The sequence below is a fragment of the Finegoldia magna genome (assembly GCF_002243175.1).
In the GTDB taxonomy this organism is placed as follows: domain Bacteria; phylum Bacillota; class Clostridia; order Tissierellales; family Peptoniphilaceae; genus Finegoldia; species Finegoldia magna_J.
This window is the reverse complement of sequence record NZ_NDYF01000016.1, coordinates 153447-175714: the sequence shown is the minus strand read 5'-3', so window position 1 is coordinate 175714 and position 22268 is coordinate 153447. Positions and strand designations below refer to the sequence as shown.

The window sequence follows — 22268 nt, the reverse complement described above, 5'->3', positions numbered from 1 at the left end:
GGGAGTGCAACACGAACGTAGGTCAGATCTTTCGCAAACACAAGGATAATTGCCACACCCCGTTCATCTCCTAACCACCTAAATGAATACAAAAAAACAGGGGCTTTCCCTGTTTTACTATTTTACACACTATCTTGACGCAGGATATGTCATTCCTTTTAGCAAATGACCTGTGACGGCGTCTCTTTCGTTTTCGTGTTTTTGTTGTAGTGCTTTGTATTTTATTGTGTATGTTTGGGATTGTTTGTCTAATTTGATTTCCCAATCTTTTATGTCATCTTTTTCAAGATAATTTTCTTTTAATTCCATTTCTTTTATTTTGTCTTCGTCCAAGAACACATTATTTTTTCTTTTTTCTTTTGTTTCTGGGTCTTCTCCTTCAAGGTCTAGTCCGTTTTGCACTTTTACTCCTTCAGTGCTGACATTTGCTTCGGAGTCGCCGTTTTTTGCGATGATTCCGTCTTTTCCGATTTTTGCTTCAGAGTCGCCGTTCTTAGCGTTGATACCGTCTTTTCCGATACTTACTTCTGAATCTCCGTTTTTGATATGTATGCCATCTTCTCCAGAAGTTTTCACGCCAGTATTTCCAACGTTTTTCACTCCACAAGAACTTAGCATTGCACATGCCAACAATACTACTAATAATTTCCTTTTCATGATATTATCCTCCTCATACTTATTATACCCCTTTTATTGATTTGCAACGTGGAAAATGTTTACAAAATGTCAACGATGTGTCAAACAAATTACAACAAATTACTGAAAATTAGAAATTTTGTAATTAAAATCGCAGCGACTAATACAATTGCTGAACATAAAACGAATACACATTCTTTTAATTTAATTATAGGTTCATCAATTTTGGTGTTTTTTTCGATGTTTACTTTGACAATACTTGTAGAAATATAAAATATTATCATGCTTACAAAATAATATTCTGTTAGATAGATTGATTTTATTATGAAAAAATCCAATATAACAGCCAAGACTAAGAATATACTAGACAAGTAGCACATTGATTTTATGGTATCTTTTCTAAGAGATTGAACATTTCTGGGTTGATATAGCAGCAAGAACTTTGATTTGTGTGCATTCATAACACTAAAATATAAAATGAAAAGTATACTTAATATCGTAGTGCAGAAATTCAATCCATACAAATTTTTTGGTGATTTTATAGAAGAAAATACACTTATGAAAAGTATTACAATTAGTTCGTATTTGATTTTGTCGCGTAAGATGTAATAAAAAATAAGTTTAGTCATTTTATTCTCCTTTTATGTTGGGAGCTTTAAGTAAAAGTGGATTGACACAAAATAGTACTATAAATATTGGAATCATGTACCATAATTGCAATTTTGGTAGTAACTTTTCTAAATCAATTCCCAAATTTGGGAAATTCAATCTAGAAAAGAATAAAACATAATATGAAATTCTAAGAGTTGTGTACAGTATATTTGATTTCTTTGTGTTTTCTGTTACATAAAAAAATAATGTATCCAAAAACATGTAAAAATAAATAATTGAACCATACATAAAGAAAGATTTGATTTCCAGAATTTCTACAGAAGTTGGAAATAACAAATAAATTATGAAGATGTATGTAATCGTAGCTTTTTTATACATGAAGTATTTTCTGACTTGGACTTTGTTGAATTTTGGGAAAAAGGTCATAAAATCCATTTCTCTTTGAGTTATACTATCAGTTCTTATCTTGAAAAACCCCATAAAAGCTAAGAAAAACGCAAATAAAGCTTTTATCACATAATGGTCTGATGGAAGAGAACTCAAATATTTTAAAAATAAAAAAATCGCTGAGATTATCAAAACGAATTGGATTGCACCGGATAATCTGTCGATTTTTATTTCTTTAAATCGTAACTTCATATCCAATTTAAATATTTCTCTCAAAAATCTCGTCCTCCAGTTGCTTTTTATCTTTTGAGTTAGTGAATACTTTTTTTACACTACCATTTTTCAAAAGTACAAACTCATCACATATATCGATAAGGCTGTCTAAAATATGTGATGAAATCAAAATTGTAGACTTTTCCTTCAATTGTAGGATTAAGTTTTTGATTTCATAAGAATATTTCAAATCAATGCTATTAAATGGTTCATCCATGATTATTAGAGGGTAATCACCTGTTAAAATATTAATCAAAGTCAACTTTTTCTTCATTCCTTCAGATAAATCTGAAATTAAAGTATCTTTCTTGTCTTCCAGTCCAAGTTCAACTATTAAATCTTCAGACGTTTTACTGGAAGGGGAGTATTCATTTACAATTTTACAAAATTCACTTACTGTTAGAAAATAATACGGAGATACTTGAGAAGGTATGTATAAAATATCATTTTCGTTATAATCTTGGACATCAAAACTTGCGTTTGCTTTTATCATTTTGGATAATATATCCATCAAAGTTGTCTTACCAGCACCGTTTTCTCCAATCAGTCCTATAATTTTATTGTTTCCTATTTCTAGATTTTCGATATCTAATTCGAAATTTTTGTATTTGTGATTTATTCTTCTTATAATCATGTAGTCTCCTCAATATAATCAAATACTAGTTATATATATAATAATATATATTTGTAAAAAAGTCACACACGCTAATCACCTATTTATAAATTATTTCAATAAATGCCATGCCTGCTTTCTCTAAGATTTACGAATATGCTATGGTATAATAAAGTTGGAGGATAGTATGAATTATTTTAATTACTGGATTAGTGTTCTGGTGGTGTTTGCAATTATATTTTTGTTCGCCAGGACGATATCAAATGAAAAGCAAATTGTCGCGTTTTTTTCGAAATTAATCTACGTTGTGATTATTCCGGCGAATATTGCGATTAGTTTGAGTGAGCTTACGTACAAGAATTTCAACATTAAGCTCGGTGTGTTTTTTGTGTATTTGTGGATATTGTCTAAGATTATGACGATGATTTTCCAAATCAACACAAAGGATAAGGATTCGTTGGAACCTGCGTTTATTTTCTCAAATATTATCGTTATGAGGCCGTTTTTGCAAAATGTTATGGACAAGAATATTATGAACAATATGATTATAATTTCTTGTGTGATTTATCTTGTGTATATGCTTTACAAGAGGATTTTCAATGTGACGGACTTTTTGATGGCGATGGGATTTTCCTTAGCTTTTTGTATTTGTGCGATTTACAAGTTTTCATACGTACTAACTCCTCTGAAAATTATTCAATCGACAAGTTCAGTTGTGATCATAATCGCATTTGCACTTGCAATCTCAAGTATTGATATGAAAAGTTTGCTTGATTTGACTTCCCTAATGCTTGCCGTTGTGAATTTGCTGATAATTCCAGTGTTTACATACGTTGTGGTGAGTGCTGTGACGAATAATCAACAGTTGATCAAATCGATAATTATGTATGTTGCGATTGGGCCGTCATTTGTGATTTCGTCTGATTTTTACAAGAAAACCAAAACAAGAATTACGGAGCTTGGATTTTTATTGTCGGTCGTTACGGTGTATGTTTTGAATTATTTGTTCTTTTAAATACCAGAACATATGTTGCTATGTTGTGTTTGAAGTTATATAATGATGTTAATAGGAGGTGTAGAGAATGAAAAAAGAATTTGAAGTTACGAAATATTTGATTTATTCATATGAAAGACAAACTGGCAATAGAATTCAAAGCGAATTAAAATTGCAGAAACTAATGTATTTTTCACAAAGGGAATCTCTATGCTTGACTGGACATCAATTATTTGATGAAGAATTTGAAGGCTGGATACATGGACCAGTGTTGCCATCGTTGAGATATTGCTTAGAAAATTCGGAAGTGTTTGATATCAAAGGCGGATTTTCTTTGACAGAGGAAGAAAAATACGTGATTGACAACACTATTGCTCAGTACGCAAAATACGATGCGTGGTATTTGAGGGATTTGTCGCACGAAGAATATTGTTGGCAAAAAAGCAGGGAAGGATTAACTGACAAGCAACAAGGATTTAATAAGATAAAGCTTGATGATATAAGGGTGGATGCAAATAAGTTGAGACCTTACGATTCGGTTTTTGATATGTATGTAGACGAATTTGAAGATATTGAGGATTAAGTATGAATAATTCTAGTAAAGAATGGTCTATATACAAAGTAAGATTTCCTTATTACAATTCCAAGACTAACAGGATTGATTACAAATCCAGACCATTTTTGATTATAAAGGAAGCTGACGATAAATTTCCTAAAGATTATAACGCACTTCCAGTTTCCAAGATAACAGACAGAAGTAGAAGACATGTGAAGTATGATGTGGCAATCAATAAAAATGATTATCCCAATCTGAATCTAACTCAACCGATTAGTTTCATTAGAATTCACAAAATGCAAACAGTCAATGAAAAGGACTTGTATGCTGCAATTGTAACGGATATTGATGCAGAATATCCCACTCTAGTTGCAAATATCAAATTATTAATAGAAGAATATTATACAAATTTTAAATAGGCGATGGATGTCGCCTATTTTTTTGCATGAAAAAACCCCTTCATCCGTATTCCGGATTTTGGGGTTCAGGTCAAATGTCCTCTTTTAATTCATTTCCGCGTTATTCCAATGGTCTGTAATCTTCTGCCAATGCATCTCTCAAGTAAACGAACAGTTTGTCGTATTCTTTGATTGAATTGTAATATTTGTTGTTTGGAAGTACGTAGTATTTTTTGTAATCTTTTGTGAATGCTTTGATGAGGCCTTTTCCTTGTTTATCCAAAAGTGGCTTGTCGATGTCTAGTCCCGATATCAATATTACTTGTGTGGAGTAATTGTTCTTGGTAACTGTGTTGTATCCACCGATTGTAGTCAATTTGTAGATGGAGTTGGTGTCTTTCATATATTCTCTGACTGAAAGTGGTAGGACGTCTTTTTTCACAAGCAAGATTGGCGCTTTGATTTTTTGTGCAACTGTCGATGATACGAGTGCATCGGCGAATACTTCACCGCTTGTAGTGATGACTTCTGCTGGATTTGCGTTCACTCTCTTAGCGACTTCAACGCTGGATTCGTATCTGTCCACACCTGCAAGTCTTGTGACACGTTTTTTAGTCAGATTTTCGATTTGGTTTTTGACAGATTGATTTACAGATATTTCTCCACCGACGATGGTTACATTGTCGATATTTCCGATTGATTGTATAAATTTTCTCGTAGATTGTGATAATCCTTCGTTACTTACAAGCAAGATTGGGGCGTTTTGGTGTGCTGCAAGACTTGTAGCATACAATGCATCTGCATAATTTGTCCCTGCGGCAAATATCAAATTCGTAGTATTTGAACGTGTTTTCGCAGATTCTGCTGATGTGTCGTAGCGATTATTTCCCATAATTCTAGTGATTTTGGCGTGTGGGAAGTTCTTTCTCAACTTATTTTCAACATTTTTGCTGATAGTATTCACGCCACCCATCAGATAAATCTCGTCCAAGAACATCTTGTCAAGCGCTGATTTCGTTTCAACGGATAATGAATTCTTGCCAGTGTACAAAAGTGGGTATTTGCCCATAGACATATTCGTTGCACTGATTGCATCGGGATATGCGTTGTCATTGACAAGAATAACCTTGTTCGTATTCGCAAAGTAATGACGTTGCACATTAACTGCAGTCTTTGCTCTGTTTTCGCCTTGGAATCTTTGGTGAATCACATTTTTGAACACACCATCTTCGTTAGTGGTGATTTGTTCCTGTTTTTTCTCATTTTCATCCTTAGCCTTTGCATTAGCATCAGATTTTTTTGCAGTATCATTTGCATTTGCTTCAACCTTTTCCGAAGCCCCTTCATTTGGGCTATCCTTGTCTGCAATACTCACCACAGGAAAGCTCAACATACACACAAGCATCAAAGCCACCAATTTTTTCATAAAACACTCCTTATTAATTTCCAACTAACACACGACTAATTCAAAACGATGAAGAACAACAAAGTTGTACCCATCAGAAAACCAATCGCACTCATAACAATCTTCACAATAGCAGCCGTTACAGTAGCCTTGTTCAAAAAAGAAGGCTTAAATTTGTCATACATCACAACGCTGTACACAAACCCCGAAATGACATTCACAATCACACTTACAATCGGCATTCTCGTATTAAACACCGAAGACAGAACAATTGTAATCAAAGTGTACACACTAGCCTTTGCCAAAAACTCTGAATTCGAAACCTTAGTCACCATATCTTTTTTCAGAAAACTTGTCGCAATCCAAAAACTTAACACACAAGAAAAAGGTGTCAGCACAGTCTTCGAAAAATACGACAACGGAAGGGATAAACTCAGAAAATCTTGCGACGAATTAGGAGGACTTATCCTCATCCACAACATAAATGAAAGTAAACTAATTACCCCTGAAATAATCAGCGTGAACATCCACGCACCTTGTTTCTTTTCTATTGTTTTAATATGTTTTTGCAAACGTGAAAACACTTCACCATAAAATTTTTCCATAAAAACTCCTCTTAATTTATACATTTATTATAACCTAGTACAACAAAGCATTCAATAATCGGATTTCATAAGATTAATCACTAAATACATTTTTAAAACAATAGAATAACACGATACAACATTTTAAACACAAAATGAATAAAACAAAAACAAATCGTGCGAAAATTAAGAGAAAAAAGGGGTTTTGTTTGACGTTTGTATTCATTTTAAAGTATAATTTAAGTGGAACAAACTAAATATTTTTAAACTAGTAGTATTTTTCAAAAATAAAATAAATTACAAAGGAATTACAATAATTTAAGGAGGAAAATGTTTTGAAAATTAACAAAAAATTACTCATGGCAGCATTAGCCAGTGCAGTAATAGTATCGGCACCACAAGTGAAAACATACGCCGACACGCAAACAGATGACACACAAGCTGTCACAGAAAAATTAATAGACAATCAACTTGCAAAAGCAGCAGAATCTGCCGAACAAAGCAATTCAGAAAAAGTGCAAGCAGAAACAGAAGCAAACGCAGATGAAAAACAAAACCAACAAGAAAGCTCGCAATTACAATCAGAAAAGGAAACTGATTCCAAAAAAACAGGCTTCGGATCACAAGCATTAAATCATCCCGCACAAGCAACGGCAGTAAGTAATGTGGAAAATGAAGCAGATAATTCTGGACTTGAAGTGTCTGATGAAAAACCTGCAGAAGCACAAAAAGCTGAACCAGCTGAGCCAAACTATTCTGAAGAAGAAAAAAATATAAAAGACTATAGTGGCAGCGAACGTTATAAGCAAACTGACCTCCAATCAGGAGATACCAATCAAAGCTTAGTTAAGACTGATGAAAAGGTAGAAAAAGACGGCTTTAAGTTTGAACTTAAAAACCCATCACCAACTTCCCCAAGTAAGACTGAATATGGTTATGTAATTTCTATCGACAAGGAAACCGGCCAAAGGACCTATACCAAGGTTACTGTAACTGATTCTGGTCTTATTCCTGTAAATCCTGGAGATAAGCCAATGATGAATCAGGGAGATAAGTTAACTGCTGAATCTCCTGGTGTAAGCTACAAACCAATAGAAAATACAGAGTTAACAACTAGTGGGCGACAAAGAAACTTAAATTATGAAGCTAGTGAAGAAACCCTAAAGCATATCAATAACAAGGATAATGACTCTACTTCCTTTGGTTTTAAGGATAATTACACTCAAGCCACCCCGGGAACTAAGTTTTTCGGAAGTAACTTTGCTATAACCTACAAGGTCAACCCATGGCCTAATGAAAATGATAAGCTAGAGCTAATGAAGATAAGTGGCGAATACAATGAAAAAGTATTTGTCCAAGGTCAAGATATCAATACTGGTGTTAAGGTCGACAATATCGATGAAAACGCTAAGAAAAGACTAGTTGGACAAGTCTACAATCCTATAACAGGAGCAATTGTACCAGGGGCAAGCGCCTATATAGGTGATGATGGCAATATCCACATTCAAATGCCTAAGGGTGCTCTCAAGAAGGATGAAAATGGCAAATATGTCGTAGATAAAGAGTCTATTTTCAATAGTCCAGACTACAAGGCCCTTCAAAACCTAGATGTTAAATTCTTTGCTCGTCCAAGAACTTTAGAAGAATTTAAAGGAATTGCAGAAACACCAGATGACAATGGTGAAACTGGAATCTATGTAGAAACAGGTGCAGGAACTGGAACTATTAACCACAAGGGAACTGATGTCACAATCGACAAGCAAGGCATAGATCGCTACGACCACTACAACCTAATCGGTAAGCTTAAGATAAATCTTGATGATACTCGCTACTATAACCAAAGATTTGAAGACGGCAATAACGAAGATACTTCTACGATAACATCTTCAGCTGTAAAACCGGGTGAAGATTTTAAGGTTAAAATTGTACAACCAAATGATCCAACGGAAACTGATAAATCTGCACTAGATATGAATAAGGCTGAAAGCAAAGGAGAAGCTGCAGGTAATATAAACTTAGATTTTATCAATAAGGCAAATGAAGGCAAGGCAGAGAAGGATAAGTGGAAGGTAGATGTAAATCCAAATGATATTTCTAGTTTCACCGTAACTCCACCAAAATCTGCCAAGGCAGGCGACTTTGTTGCAATTCCTGTAGAATACACCTACACTAATGGCTCGAAAGACGTCCACTGGTTCCACTTTGTCGTACAAGAGTCAGACAATAACCTTCCGGAATACCATGCAGAGATTGGTTATAAGGGAGATACCTTAAGTCAAAAACCAGAACTTCCAAGTGATGAAGCGGCGACTAAGAAAAACCAACCAAAATCTTATGAATTAGTAATGCCAGAAGATGGCAGCAAATACAAAGATAGCGCCGGTAACGAATGGACAGATATTAAAGTCGACCCTAATACTGGTGCAGTAACAGCAGTAGTTCCTGAAGACGCTGACATTAAGGGCGGAGAAAACCTCTATGTCAATGTCAAGGTAAATTACATTGATGAAAAAACCGGCGAAGCAAAGGAAGAAATTGTAAAAGCACAATTTATAGCCAGACCGAAGTATAAAAAAGAAGTATCGAAGACATTTACAAGTGAAATACCTTTTGAAACAAAGGTAATTTACGATGATACTTTAGAAATAGGAAAAGTTGTAAAAACTGAAGGTAGAGTTGGAGAAATTGAAACTAGCTTTAAACAGGTAGTTATCAATGGAGAAAAGGGCATAATTGACGCAGATGGTAAATTCGTAAAAGATAAGGAAGCTGTTGAAACTAAAACTATAACCGAAAAAGTTGATGCAGAAATTAGAATTGGTACAAAACCAGCAGTAACTACTGTAACAATACCACCTGATACTGATTATGAAACTAGTGACTCTTTAGAAAAAGGCACAATCCAGTTAGATAAAGCTGGTGAAGAAGGCAAAGTAACAATTACTACAAGCAGAGATCCTGAAACAGGGGAAATAACTACAACGAAGGTTACAACTAAAGAAGCTAAAAACAAAAAAATACTAATCGGTACTAAGACTGAGAATACAATAGTTCACAAAGAAGAAATTCCTTTCGAATATGAAGTTACCTTTGATCCTTCCCTAAAACCGGGTCAAAAAGTAGTTGAGCAAGAAGGTAAACCTGGTAGCAAAACTACTACTTATAATATTGTAAATTCAAAAATTGTAGGAGATCCAACAGTTGAAGAAACCACACCTATTAAGGCTATAATAAGAGTTGGAGACCAAAAATTCACCGGTGAAACAAGTCATGAAGTGACAGAAGAAACAAAATATATAACAATTGTAGAAGAAGACTCAACTTTACCAGTAGGGGAAACTAGAGAAGTTCAAAAAGGTGTACGAGGATCTAAGACAACTAAGTACACACAAAAATTCGAAAATGGTGTACCAGGTGAAGTCAAAGAAGAAGTTGTAAGTGAAACACAACCTGTAAATCGTATTGTTAAAGTTGGTACTAAGACTGTAACAGAACACATTTCTAAGGAAATTACAGAAGAAATACCTTACAAGGTAGAAATAAAATATGATGATACTATGATAGCTGGAACAACTCGTGTAGAAACTCCAGGACAAGCAGGAAGTAAGACAACTGAGTATTATAGAAACCTTATAAATGGTAAGTTTGATGGAGACTTAAATACAAGAGAAGTGACAGATAAGTACAAAGCACCTGTTGATGAAGTTATAGTTGTAGGTACAAAGGTTGCTGAAAACAACAAAGACTACAACAATGATGTTGATGTCGAAATTGAATATGTAAAAGACGACAGTAAATATCTTGGATATGTCGAAAAAGGCGAATTGACAAAAGGTCATGTTGAAACAAAGATTGTCAATAAATTTGACCCAGAAACTGGTAAAATTATTACAACAGAAGAAGAAGTTGTAACTCCAGCAAAACAAAAAATTACTGTCGGTACAAAGGACTTTACTGGAGGATTTAGCCACAAAATAGAAAAAACTCTTCCATTTGAAACGGAAATTCAATTTGACGACACTATGGAAGCAGGAACAAAAGAAGTTACTCAAAAAGGCGTAAACGGAAGTGCTGAACAAACTGTTACTCAAAAATATACAAATGGAGTATTAGCTGAAAAAGAATATTCTAAAGAAGAAACAACAAAAGAACCGATTAAGGAAATTGTAAAAATTGGTACAAAACCAGTTACAAAAGTTGTAGAAAAACCATTCAACACAGAATATGTTTATGACAAAAACCTTGAAGCTGGAAAGACTGAAGAAGTAACTCCAGGTAAAAATGGCAAGGTTACTATTACAACAACTTATGACAAGGACCAAAAGAAGTTTGTAACTACTGAAACTGAAAAAGCTGGTCAAAATAGAGTTGTTAAAATCGGTGGAAAGACTAACGGAACTGAAAAAGTTACAGAAGAAATTCCATTTGAAGTAGAAGTTAAAAAAGATCCATCACTTAAGAAGGGCGAATGGAAGTATGCTACTGATGAAGATGGTAAGGAATTAAGAGGAGAAAAAGGTGAACAAGAAAAGACTCTTACTATCGTTAATTCAAAAGTAACTGAAACATCTGATCCAACAGTAACTAAACAACCTAAGAAAGCTGTAATCTTAGTTGGTGAAGGCACAAATGATGGAACTCATAAAATTACGGAAGAAGTAGATGTTCCATTTGAAACAAAAATAGAATTTGACGACTCTCTAAAACCAGGTGAACAAAAAGTAACCCAAGAAGGTGAACCAGGTAAGAAGAGTAGAGACATAACACTTACAATCCAAGATGGTAAGGTAACAAATACCGAAGAAGGCGAATTTACTCAAACTAAAGCACCTAAAGACAAAATTATTAAAGTAGGTAGAAATACTGAAGGTAAGGTAGAACACAAGGAAGAAATTCCATTTGGTTACAAGGTAGAAGAAGTAGAAGACCTAAAGAAGGGTGAATACAGAATTGTAAAACCTGGTAAGGTCGGAACTAAGATTACAACTTGGACAATAGAAAATTCAAAAGTAGTGGGTGAGCCTACTGAAGAAATTGTTCCTGCAGAAGATGCTCTTATCCAAGTAGGAAAGGGAACTAATGATGGAACTCATGACATAGTTGAAAAGAAAGAAATTCCTTTCGAAACTAGATATGAATATGACGATTCATTAGAACCAGGCGAAGAAAAAGTTGTAAGTGAAGGTTCACCAGGAGAAGCTGAAAGAACTAACACTATCGTAATCAAAGACGGTAAGGTTGTTGAAGTTAAAGAAGGTACGTTCGCTACAACAAAAGATCCTGTTGACAGAGTAATTAAGATTGGTAGAAAACCAACTGAAGGGGAAATCACAAAGAAAGTCGAAAGAGACATTCCTTTCGATACTAAGGTAATCTATGACGAAACCCTAGAAGCAGGTTCTCAAGTTATAGAAAAAGAAGGTAAGCTAGGTAAGGAAGAAGTAACTATCACTCAAAAGGTTAAGGATTCTAAGACAGTTGGTGAAGCTACAGAAACAACAAAGACTATCACAGAAAAAGAAGATAGGGTAGTTAGAATTGGTGTTAAACCAGTTGTAAAAGAAGTTGAACTTGGTCACGATACTGAATACAGATACAATCCAAACCTTAAAGAAGGCGAAACAAAAGTAATCGAAGAAGGTTCAAATGGTTCTGTAAAATATACAACTAAGTTCAACAAGGAAACTGGTAAGCTTGAAGTAATAGAAGAAAGAGTTGAGCCAACAAACAAGGTTGTAGAATATGGTTCTAAGACTGAAGGCGAGTTCAAGTACGAAAGCGAAAAAGCTTACGACATCATCATTAGAGAAAATTCAAATCTTGAAGCTGGAAAGACTAATGTTATCCAAGAAGGTATTGTAGGAAAAACTGAAACTACTGTTAAGATAGAAAACAGCAAGGAAGTTTCTAGAGATACAAAGACAATTACAGAAAAACAAGATAAGATTATCGAAATTGGAACTAAGAATGTTTGTGAAATCCCACCGGTAGATCCAAAGGATCCAACAGATCCGACAGATCCGACAGATCCGACAGATCCAAAAGACCCAACAGATCCAAAAGACCCAACAGATCCAAAGGATCCAACAGATCCAAAGAATCCAACAGATCCAAAGGACCCAACAGATCCAAAGGACCCAACGGATCCAACAGACCCAGGCAAAGATCCAGAACAACCAGGCGAAAAATCAGGAGACAAACCAGGAAAAGATGATCCAAAAGATCCAGGCAAGGAAAATCCAAAAGATCCAGAACAACCAGGTGGAAAAGATCCAAAAGACCCAGAAACACCGGGTGAAGATCCAAAAGATCCAGAAAAACCAGGCGAAGAAGATCCAAAAGATCCAGAAAAACCAGGAGACAAAGATCCAGAAAACCCAATAAAACCAGGAGAAAAGGATCCAGAAAAACCAGGAACACCAGGCGAAAAGCCAAACGAACCAGGAACACCAGGCGAAAAACCAAATGAACCAGGAACACCAGGTGAAACTCCAGAAAACAATGGAAAGACTCCAGAAAACAATGGAAAAACTCCTGAAAATAATGGCAAAACTCCTGAAAACAACGGAAAGACTCCTGACAATAGCGAAGGAGATTCTCCAAACAAACCAAATGAAACACCAAAAACACCTGAAACTACTGAACAAGGAAAACGCAAAGAAAAAGCAGACACTCCTAATAGAGAATCTGCCAATAAATTGCCAAAAGCAGGTAGCGAAAGTGAAATCATGATGCTATCAATGTCAGCATTGATGACAGCAGCAGGATTCGTAGGATTGAAGAAAAAACGTAAAGACAGATAATCTTTAATACAAGGGAAGTCTTATACAATAATCAAACAAAGCCTAACTCAATTGAGCTAGGCTTTTTTGAATGCACACAAAAACCCGACCTCAATTGAGATCGGGTCGAGTTTTATCTAATCATATTTGAAAATGAATTATAAATTAAAATTCCAACCAAAGCTACCAACAACATTTCCAATACGAAGACGATAACTTTGATTACTATTTGTGCGATGAATGATTTCAAACCAACCTTGAAGCTGTCCTTTTCCAAATACAAATCTAGGAAAGTCGCAGAGTAAGCTACCATTCCAGTGAAGCAGCCGATAATGCTACCGATAAATCCTAATGGAGTAAGTATGAACATAAACAAACCATTAATTATCGAAAACACGCCGCCCTTCACATCTCTTGTGCAAGGAGGTGGAGTTGGCCTCATGTGTTTTTTCGTAAACATGTATATGAATCTTGTCATCGCGTAGTTGATTAACGGTACTAAAATCAAAGTCATAATCGAAATCGTAGGTCTGTGGAAAACTTTCGACAATTCTCCAAGAGATCCTTGAGTTGTAACGCTAACCCACACTGCGCTAGTCAAAGCGGCGATCAATCCTGATGTCAAGAATGAATATATGATTCCGTGTTTTGTCGAAGCGTAAAAGTCGTAGATTTTGTCAGCATATACATTGATGAATTTTACGCATTTCAAATACCAATCAGGTGAATCGTTTTGCTTGTAGTTTTCATATTCTTCGTTATCTTCTTTTCGTTCTTTTTTAGTGTATTTTTGATTAATTTCTTCAAAATAATCGTCATTAGATTTTGTGGATTCTTGTGCCCCCGTTATATCTGACACCTTGTTCACATCATCTACATCTTCTACAGGTTTTTCTTCAAAGTAATCGTCAGGTTGAACAATCTTTTCATCCGATACATAACTTTTGAGATTCGATTTAAAATCTTGTTTCTTATCGTCCATGGTTTCCTCCAATTAATATTCTTATTTAATAATATACCCATTTGAAAAATATTAATTCACACTTTTGATTAATTAATGATTGTTTTCAGCGTGGCGTAAAACATTATAATGTAATAAATAAACGAAAAATATATTTATCAAACTTTTACAATTATATTTTTAAATTAATAAAATGTTGATTTTCCAACAAATTAATAATATAAAAAGTTTACAAAAATTTACATAAGGGTATAATAATACGGTAAACATATTGGTTTAACACAGATAGTAACGACTGTTACAAAAAATTAGGAGGAATATATGAATAGAAAAAGAGTTATTTCGTGGATACTCATTTTCGCTATGGTTATAGGATTTGCTCCTGTAAACATATACGCAAGTGATGTTCCACAAAAACAAGAAGTCACTGCAGAAAGTGATTTTGATTTTGATGCAAGTAGTGGAACTATTAAAAAGTACAAGGGTTTATCTACTGATGTAGTTATTCTAGAAAAAATTAAAGGAGTATTAGTAAAAGAAATTGGACAAAGAGCATTTGGTGCTAAGAAGCTTACATCAGTTGTTATTCCAGAAGGGGTTGAAACAATAGGACAAGGAGCTTTTATGGGCAACTTGTTCACGTCTATAAAGCTTCCTTCAACTGTTAAGAAAATTGATAATATGGCTTTTGCAGCAAATGCAAAATTAAGTAAAGTTGAATTAAATGAAGGCTTGGAATATATCGGTCAACAAGCATTTATGAGTGACAAGTCATTAACTGGAGAAGTTATCATTCCATCTACAGTAAAGACTGTTATGACAACTGCCTTCAACAAAACAGGCGTAACAGGATTGTTATTGAAAGGCGACAAAGATTCTAATGCTGTTAATTTACATTCTGGATTAAATGGCGATAAGATAGAATATGTAAAATCAGAAAGTCCTTTCAAGAAGATTAAAATTAATTTTAACTCTTTAGGAACTGCTGAAGCGGACAAATATGTCGATTTGGGTAAAGTGGAAGTTAATGTTAATAGCAAAGAAGAACTTTTAAAATGGCTTGATGATAATATTGACGCAGACTTTGTGGCAAATTATGTAAATAAAGACGACGGTTCAGGTTTAAATGATAAGGAAGTAGAACTTGAAAAGATTTGGAATTTGGATAAATTCGACACATCAAAAGAATTCGAAGTAATTGCAAGTATCGACAAAGAAAAAGCTTCAAAGCTTGAACAAATCGAAGGATATACAGCTCCATGTGTAACTTGTTCAGCTACAAATTTAATGATTAAACTAACTGTTAAACTTGGCGAATCTGAACAACCAGAACAACCTACTACTGATAAATGGTCGCAAGAGGATTTCACTTATGGACAATTCAAATACAAGGGTAGAATGGAAGAAGAATCTTATAGATTTGGAATTACTGGTTTTTCTGAAAAAGGCAAGGCTAAGTTAGCAAAGAATCCTGATTTGGTTATCCCAAAAGAAGTGACTATTGATGGAAAAACAAAACAAGTTGAAGGAATTAACGATAATTCATTCAAGAATCAAAAGATTAATAGCGTAACTTTCCCTAAGACTGATGTGGAATTTATCATCAAAGATTCTGCGTTTGCAAATTCAGGTATTACTAAGGTTACGTTTGAAGAAGGTTTGAAATCTATCGAATCACGTGCATTCCAAGATAATAAGCTTACTGAAGTTTACATTCCAAGCACTGTGTGGAAAACTGGTAGCGAATCTTTCATGAACAATCAAATTAGTAAGCTTGAAATTTCTGACGATGTAAACAGCATTCAAATCGACAACTATAGTTTTGCTAACAACAAACTTCAACTTGTAAAACTTCCTTACTCTATATTTAAGTTTAGGGATTTTGTGTTCAAGGATAATCCTGGATATGAAAATAGCAAGGTTGTAAGACTTGAAACTAGAAATCCTGAACATTTACAATCAGTAACTTATATCGTTCCAGAAAATGATTTTCATAAAGTAGTTTTGGTTTCAAATGTTGACAGAAGTAAACTTTTCAAGGAATTACAAACTGTCAAATCAATTGTAAAATCTGATTATAAACAAGAAAAAATAGACGAATTCGACAAAATATTACAAGAAGCAAAGAGAATTTTCAAGGACGAAAAATCAACACAAAAACAAGTAGACAAAGCTTTGAATGATTTGATTGAAGCTGAGGGTAATTTGAGAAAATCAGCTCCAGACAGATCAAAACTTAGAGATTCTATCAAAAAAGCAGAAGAATTTGTACCAGAAATGTTCGAAAAAGAATCCTTTGATTCTATGAAGAAAGAACTCGACAAGGCAAAGGAAGTCTTGGCTGATTTGGACAAGACACAAGATGAAGTGAAAAATGCGCAAGAAAGCTTGGACAAGGCTGTAGCTGCGTTGGTTATCAACAAAAATGCGTTGTACAAGAAAGAAGACTTCACTTACAAGGACAATGCTATTACTGGATTTAGCGACAGTGGTAAAGTAAAATTCAAGTTCAACAAGAATTTGGTTCTACCAGACACAACTTTAGATGGCAAAGATGTCGAAGTAATCGCAGAATCTGCGTTTGATTTGACTAAGGACAAGGGAGTTAAATTCGGTACAGATACGATAAGTTCTGCTGACGGTATGATTTCGTTAGAATTGCCAAAGAAAGTTAAGAGAATTGAAAAAGATGCGTTCAGATCCAACAACTTCAAAAATGTAGATTTCCCAAATACTTTGGAATTTATCGGAGGAACTGCATTTAATGGAAACAGATTAGAAAAAGTATATTTGCCAGATTCTGTAACTGATGTTGAAGGTGGAGCATTCTCGTTGAATCAAATAACTGAAGTTAGAATTTCTCCAAATATGGAAAAAATCGCAGGCGGAACATTCTCCAGAAACATCAAACTTGAAAAACTTGTAATACCAGAAGGTGTTAAAATTATCGAAGGATCAGCTTTCCAAGGAGCTCCATTAAAACAACTTACTATTTCAAAAACTGTCGAAGAAATCAAGGACAGAGCCTTCACAGGTCATCAACTTGAAGAATTGACAATTCCTGGAAATGTTAAGAAAATTGAAAGACAAGCTTTCGCTCACAATATTAAATGGAAGAGATTGAAGAAATTAACTCTTGAAGAAGGAATCGAAGAAATCGGAAATTCTGCATTCAGATTTAGTTTACTTAATGAAGTGAACTTACCAAAGAGTTTGAAGAAACTTTCAGATGATGCGTTCAAAGATGCTGAATCAACTGATAAGAAACATGTTGTAGTTAATTTGTACACTGAAAATTATGAACATGTGAGATTTAACAATGAAAAATCTTTGAAAAACCAAAAAGTTATATTTAAAGGCGAATTTAAACCAGGAACAATTGAAGAAATTCCAGCAGTAAAAGCAGAAGACATCGAAAAAGAAGTCGTAAAACAAGGTGACAAGATTGATGTAACAGACAACATCAAAAACCTACCAGAAAGCACAACAGTAAAAGACATTACAGACCCAATAATCGATACAAACAAACCTGGTGAATATACTGCAAAAGTAGAATTGACATTTGCAAATGGATCAAAGAGAGTTGTAGAAATACCTGTAGTTGTTGAAAAGAAAGAAACAAAACCAGAAAAACCAGTTGAACCAGAAAAACCAGTTGAACCAGAAAAACCAGTTGAGCCAGAAAAACCAGTTGAGCCAGAAAAACCAGTTGAGCCAGAAAAACCAGATCAACCAGAAAAACCAGTTGAACCAACAGATCCAGCAACACCAACAGATCCAACGACTCCTGTTCAACCAACGACACCAAAAGAAGACATCAAAGACACAGACACACTAGAAGAAATATTTGAAAAAATACCATCAACAAGAATAGCAGGAAAAAATCGTCAACTAACAGCAGTAGAAGTAAGCAAAACACTATTCAAACATGCAGATGTAGTAATCTTAACATCAAGCAACAAAATGGTGGATTCACTTGCAGCATCTCCTAAAGGAATAGCAATCAACGCACCAACATTATTTGTAGAAAAAGATTCAATAATGGATGAAGTTCTTCAAGAAATCAAAAGACTTAACCCATCTAAAATAATAATCGCTGGTGGCGAAGAATCAATCAGTGACGATGTTGCAAAACAATTACAACAATTAGGAATCAAACAACAAAGAGTAGCAGGAGCTGACAGATTCGAAACAGCAGTCAAATTAGGAGAAGAAATCAGACGCAACTCCTCAAACAAAACAGACGTAATCCTAGTAAACGGATACAACTCAATTGATGCATTAACAGCAGGAAGCTTAGCTGCAAAACTAAACATTCCAATACTATTAACAGGATCAGACCAATTAAACAAAACAACAGAAAAAGCATTGCAGAATTGGAACATCCAAAACGTAATAATAGTAGGTGGAAAAACTCAAGTATCAGAAACAATAGCATCACAACTTAAAAATGATGGAGTAAACACAAGTAGACTTGCAGGTAGAACACGTGTAGAAACAGCACTAGAAGTAGCAAAAGCAGTAAACAGTGACCCTGACAAAGTAATATTTGCAAACAAAGATGCATTTGCAGATGCACTACTCGCACCATATCTATCAAACGCCGAAAAAGCACCAATAGTATTGATAGATAAAGACGAAGCGTCAGTATCAGTAAAACAATACTTGAGAGACAATGAAATCAAAAACGGCATCATTTTAGGTGGAGAAAAAAGTATTGAAGAATACAAATAGTATTTAGAACAACAGCAATGTGATTGGATTTTCGAATTCAGTCACATTGTTTTTTTGTCTGAATTACAAAATCTGATTTGTATTGTATAATATAATGTAGATATTTATTAAAATTCTGAGAATTTGTGCAAAATAAGGAGAGATTTATGTCAATTTTAGTTATAGGAAGCGTGAATGTAGACACTACATATAATTTGGAAAATTTCCCAAAACCAGGGGAGACGATATCGTCGCTGTCAAAGAGCAGATCTGTCGGTGGCAAGGGAGCAAACCAAGCGATTGCTTGTCAAAAACTCGGTGGAGATGTGAAGTTTCTTGCATGTGTGGGAAATGATTTGGACGCTGATTTTATTTTTGAAAATATGCGTGAATACGGCGTAGATACATCGAACATCATCAAGAAAGATGTGGACACAGGCACTGCGCTTATAAATGTGGACAAAACTGGTCAAAACGAAATAGTTTTGGATCATGGGGCAAATTACGCGATTACAATTCAAGATATTGACGACAACATCGAACTTTTGGATGAGTGCGATATTTTAATTTTGCAAATGGAAATACCACAAGAAGTCAATGAATACGCGATTAAAAAAGCGAAGGAAAAGGGCGTTTTTGTGATATTAAACCCTGCTCCAAGTGAGTTCGAAGTGGAAGATATATTGGACAAGGTGGACTTGTTTGTGCCTAATGAAAATGAAATTTTGAGATATTCTAGCAAAAATAATTTAAAAGAAGCAGCAGATGAATTGCTGGACAAAAATGTCGGCTCCGTGATAATAACCTTGGGAGAAAATGGCTCCGAGTATTTTTCAAAAACAGAGCACATCAAACAAGAAGCCATCAAAGCAAAAGTCGTGGATACAACATCTGCAGGAGACAGCTACATCGGAGCGATGGCTGTCATGTTAGATCAGAAAAAATCCATCAAAGAAGCGATGGAGTTTGCCACAAAAGCATCATCAAAGACTGTAACCAGAAAAGGATCGGGAGAATCTATCCCAACAATCGATGAAATTATGTAGAACTTTCAGGATTTTCCTGAAAGTTTTGCTTTTTGGGAAAAAATAGTAGATAAACCATCATACACGAATATTGCCATTCACAAAAAGAAATAAATTTTTCTGAATGATATTCGCGCATGATGGTTTGCTTTTTTGTATGATTGGTTTACTACTTATATTATTTCGCGTTTCAGGAGGTACCTCCTGATTTTTTTATTAAACCACAAAACCATCCAGAATTGTCTGGATGGTTTTTCAATAAACTCTATTCGTTCAACGCCAAATCTTGTACGATTTCGTAGTTTTCTTTTAATAATTTGAAATCAGGAATGTAGGATGCGGCGATGATTTCGTCTGGGTTGTATTTTTGTTTTATTTCCATGAATTGGTCTTTTACAGAATTCACGTCTCCTTCGATTCGAAGACCCCTTGCAGTTCTTATCATGAATTTTTCGATTGATGTGAGTTCTGGGCTATTGTTAGGGTCTGCTTTTAAGAATGCATCTCTGTTGTTTCTATTTTGAATTTGCAAGAAGATGGAGATGGCTTGTTGTTTGATGTGCTCTGCGGCGTCTTTCTCGTAAGCTGCGTTTGCAGATACTCCAAGCATAACGTATGGTTTGTCCAAATATTTTGATGGTGTGAATTCTTCACGGTAGATTTTGAGTGCGACTTCAACTGTGTTTGGAGAAAAATGTCCTGCGAATGAGTAAGGTAGTCCCAATTGTGCTGCGATGTGAGCTGATGTCATGGAGCTTCCTAAAATATACACTGGAACGTGTGTGCCAACTCCAGGGTATGGACGCACTTTGAAGTTTTCCGCTTCGTCTTCAAAATAACTTAAAAGTGTTCTGATGGCTTCTTTGAAGTTATCTTCCTTGTATGTGTCGCGATAGATTAATTTCGCTGTTTCGATGTCTGTTCCCGGCGCTCTTCCAATTCCCAGATCAATTCTTTTAGGATACAATGTTTCGAGCGTTCCATATCTTTCTGCAACTTGGAATGGTGTGTGGTTAGAAAGCATTACGCCACCTGCTCCGACTTTTATTCTTTGTGTGTTTTCTAAAATATATCCGATAATCAAATCTGTTGCTGAGCATGAGATTGATTTGGAGTTGTGGTGTTCTGCAACCCAATATCTTTCGAAGTTTTGTCCGTCTGCCCATTTTGCAAGTTCCAACCCACGATCGATGGATTGTTTTGTTGTTTCATCTATAAATCTTGGTATTAAATTGAGTATTGATATTTTCATAAATTATCCCCTTTCTGTTAATATGAATTTATTATATAAAATGATGAATGTCAAATAAATTTTACATAATACTAATGTGATAGTAAACTATTGAAGAAAAATTGAACAAATGATATAATTAATTCAGTAAATGAAATTGTTTTATTTTTACCCGATTTGGATAAATATATAGTAACGATATTAAAAAGGAAGTAAGTTATGGATATTAAAAAATACAGGGTAAAACCTAACAAAAAAGTTGATTTGGAAAAATTTAGCACAAGAAAAGACGATTCTTATTCTAAGCAAGAAGTGAAGGAAGAAATTCTTCCACAAAATTTGGAAAAGATGTTTGAATTTCAAGAAAAATTATACGCTGAAAACAAGAGAGGAATTTTGGTTGTGCTTCAAGCGATGGATGCTGCTGGTAAGGACAGTTTGGTGAAAAAAGTGTTCACAGCGCTTAATCCTGCTGGATGCAAGGTTACAAGCTTCAAGCAACCTTCAACTGAAGAATTGGATCACGATTATTTGTGGAGAATTACGAAGGCTACTCCTGCGTATGGAGAGGTTGGGATTTTCAACAGATCACACTACGAAGATGTTTTGGTAACGAGAGTTCACAATTTGGTTAATAAGAAAAACGACGACGATTTTTGGAATAAAAGATTCGAAGATATCAATGCGTTCGAAAAATATTTGGACAATAATGGTATCAAGGTTGTGAAGTTTTTCTTGCATGTTTCCAAGGACGAACAAAAAGAGAGACTATTGGATAGGATTAACTTGGACGATAAACATTGGAAGTTTGCAGCAAGTGATATTTTGGAAAGAGAAAACTGGGACGATTATCACAAGGCTTACGAAGATATGTTGGAGCACACTTCGACAGATTATGCACCATGGTATGTGGTTCCTGCTGACAACAAGTGGTACACAAGATTAGTTGTGAGTGAGGTTATGTTGGATTTGTTCGAAAAATTGGATCCTCAAACGCCGAAACTTTCCAAGGAAGAAGAATCGCAACTTGAAAAATGGAAGAAAGTTTTGTTGGAACAAGACGAAGAGGACTAAAAAGAATAGCAGAAATAAATAGGA

The 22268-nt window shown here is 34.7% G+C and carries 15 protein-coding genes; 7 read left to right on the top strand and 8 right to left on the bottom strand.

What is annotated here, in order from left to right:
* Positions 1-129: 129 nt before the first annotated feature.
* The 4 genes from B9N53_RS08045 to B9N53_RS08030 all read right to left on the bottom strand — a co-directional run bounded on the left by B9N53_RS08045 (position 130) and on the right by B9N53_RS08030 (position 2542).
* Entirely contained in the window at positions 130-657 is a 528-nt protein-coding gene (locus B9N53_RS08045; protein WP_094204478.1) for a hypothetical protein, read from the bottom strand.
* Between the two features lie 89 nt (positions 658-746).
* Positions 747-1265 carry a hypothetical protein gene (locus B9N53_RS08040; RefSeq protein WP_094204477.1) on the bottom strand — a complete coding sequence of 173 codons (519 nt, stop codon included), beginning with the start codon at positions 1263-1265 and terminating at the stop codon, positions 747-749.
* A 1-nt stretch (position 1266) separates the two neighbouring features.
* Positions 1267-1911, bottom strand: coding sequence for a sugar ABC transporter permease (locus B9N53_RS08035; RefSeq protein WP_192867313.1), 645 nt, complete (start codon positions 1909-1911; stop codon positions 1267-1269).
* Positions 1895-2542 carry an ABC transporter ATP-binding protein gene (locus B9N53_RS08030; protein WP_094204476.1) on the bottom strand — a complete coding sequence of 216 codons (648 nt, stop codon included), beginning with the start codon at positions 2540-2542 and terminating at the stop codon, positions 1895-1897. Before B9N53_RS08030 ends, B9N53_RS08035 begins: the two co-directional genes overlap by 17 nt.
* A gap of 166 nt (positions 2543-2708) precedes the next feature.
* Between B9N53_RS08030 and B9N53_RS08025 the strand changes: the two genes are divergently transcribed.
* The 3 genes from B9N53_RS08025 to B9N53_RS08015 all read left to right on the top strand — a co-directional run bounded on the left by B9N53_RS08025 (position 2709) and on the right by B9N53_RS08015 (position 4490).
* Positions 2709-3536: a hypothetical protein gene (locus tag B9N53_RS08025; RefSeq protein ID WP_094204475.1), complete on the top strand. Its 828-nt coding sequence runs from the start codon at positions 2709-2711 to the stop codon at positions 3534-3536.
* Between the two features lie 67 nt (positions 3537-3603).
* Positions 3604-4098: a Panacea domain-containing protein gene (locus tag B9N53_RS08020; RefSeq protein ID WP_094204474.1), complete on the top strand. Its 495-nt coding sequence runs from the start codon at positions 3604-3606 to the stop codon at positions 4096-4098.
* Between the two features lie 2 nt (positions 4099-4100).
* Positions 4101-4490 carry a type II toxin-antitoxin system PemK/MazF family toxin gene (locus B9N53_RS08015; RefSeq protein ID WP_094204473.1) on the top strand — a complete coding sequence of 130 codons (390 nt, stop codon included), beginning with the start codon at positions 4101-4103 and terminating at the stop codon, positions 4488-4490.
* 100 nt (positions 4491-4590) lie between these two features.
* On the opposite strand, the gene B9N53_RS08010 is transcribed toward B9N53_RS08015, so the two are convergent.
* Positions 4591-5895, bottom strand: coding sequence for a cell wall-binding repeat-containing protein (locus B9N53_RS08010; RefSeq protein ID WP_094204472.1), 1305 nt, complete (start codon positions 5893-5895; stop codon positions 4591-4593).
* Between the two features lie 35 nt (positions 5896-5930).
* On the bottom strand, positions 5931-6479 hold the full coding sequence (locus B9N53_RS08005; protein ID WP_094204471.1) for a hypothetical protein: 549 nt from the start codon (positions 6477-6479) through the stop codon (positions 5931-5933).
* Positions 6480-6793: 314 nt separating this feature from the next.
* Between B9N53_RS08005 and B9N53_RS08000 the strand changes: the two genes are divergently transcribed.
* Positions 6794-13261 carry a G5 domain-containing protein gene (locus B9N53_RS08000; protein WP_094204470.1) on the top strand — a complete coding sequence of 2156 codons (6468 nt, stop codon included), beginning with the start codon at positions 6794-6796 and terminating at the stop codon, positions 13259-13261.
* A gap of 112 nt (positions 13262-13373) precedes the next feature.
* Here the strand turns inward: B9N53_RS08000 and B9N53_RS07995 are convergent, their stop codons facing one another.
* A complete protein-coding gene (locus B9N53_RS07995; protein WP_094204469.1) occupies positions 13374-14222 on the bottom strand; it encodes a hypothetical protein in 849 nt (282 codons plus the stop codon).
* A 300-nt stretch (positions 14223-14522) separates the two neighbouring features.
* Between B9N53_RS07995 and B9N53_RS07990 the strand changes: the two genes are divergently transcribed.
* Positions 14523-18935, top strand: coding sequence for a leucine-rich repeat protein (locus B9N53_RS07990; RefSeq protein WP_094204468.1), 4413 nt, complete (start codon positions 14523-14525; stop codon positions 18933-18935).
* Positions 18936-19081: 146 nt separating this feature from the next.
* Positions 19082-19960 carry a ribokinase gene (gene rbsK / locus B9N53_RS07985; RefSeq protein ID WP_094204467.1) on the top strand — a complete coding sequence of 293 codons (879 nt, stop codon included), beginning with the start codon at positions 19082-19084 and terminating at the stop codon, positions 19958-19960.
* A gap of 244 nt (positions 19961-20204) precedes the next feature.
* Here the strand turns inward: rbsK and B9N53_RS07980 are convergent, their stop codons facing one another.
* Complete coding sequence (locus B9N53_RS07980) at positions 20205-21191, bottom strand: LLM class flavin-dependent oxidoreductase (protein ID WP_094204466.1); 987 nt, start codon at positions 21189-21191, stop codon at positions 20205-20207.
* 198 nt (positions 21192-21389) lie between these two features.
* Here B9N53_RS07980 and B9N53_RS07975 point away from each other — a divergent pair, with 198 nt between their 5' ends.
* Complete coding sequence (locus B9N53_RS07975; RefSeq protein ID WP_094204465.1) at positions 21390-22244, top strand: polyphosphate kinase 2 family protein; 855 nt, start codon at positions 21390-21392, stop codon at positions 22242-22244.
* The last annotated feature ends 24 nt before the right edge of the window (positions 22245-22268 follow it).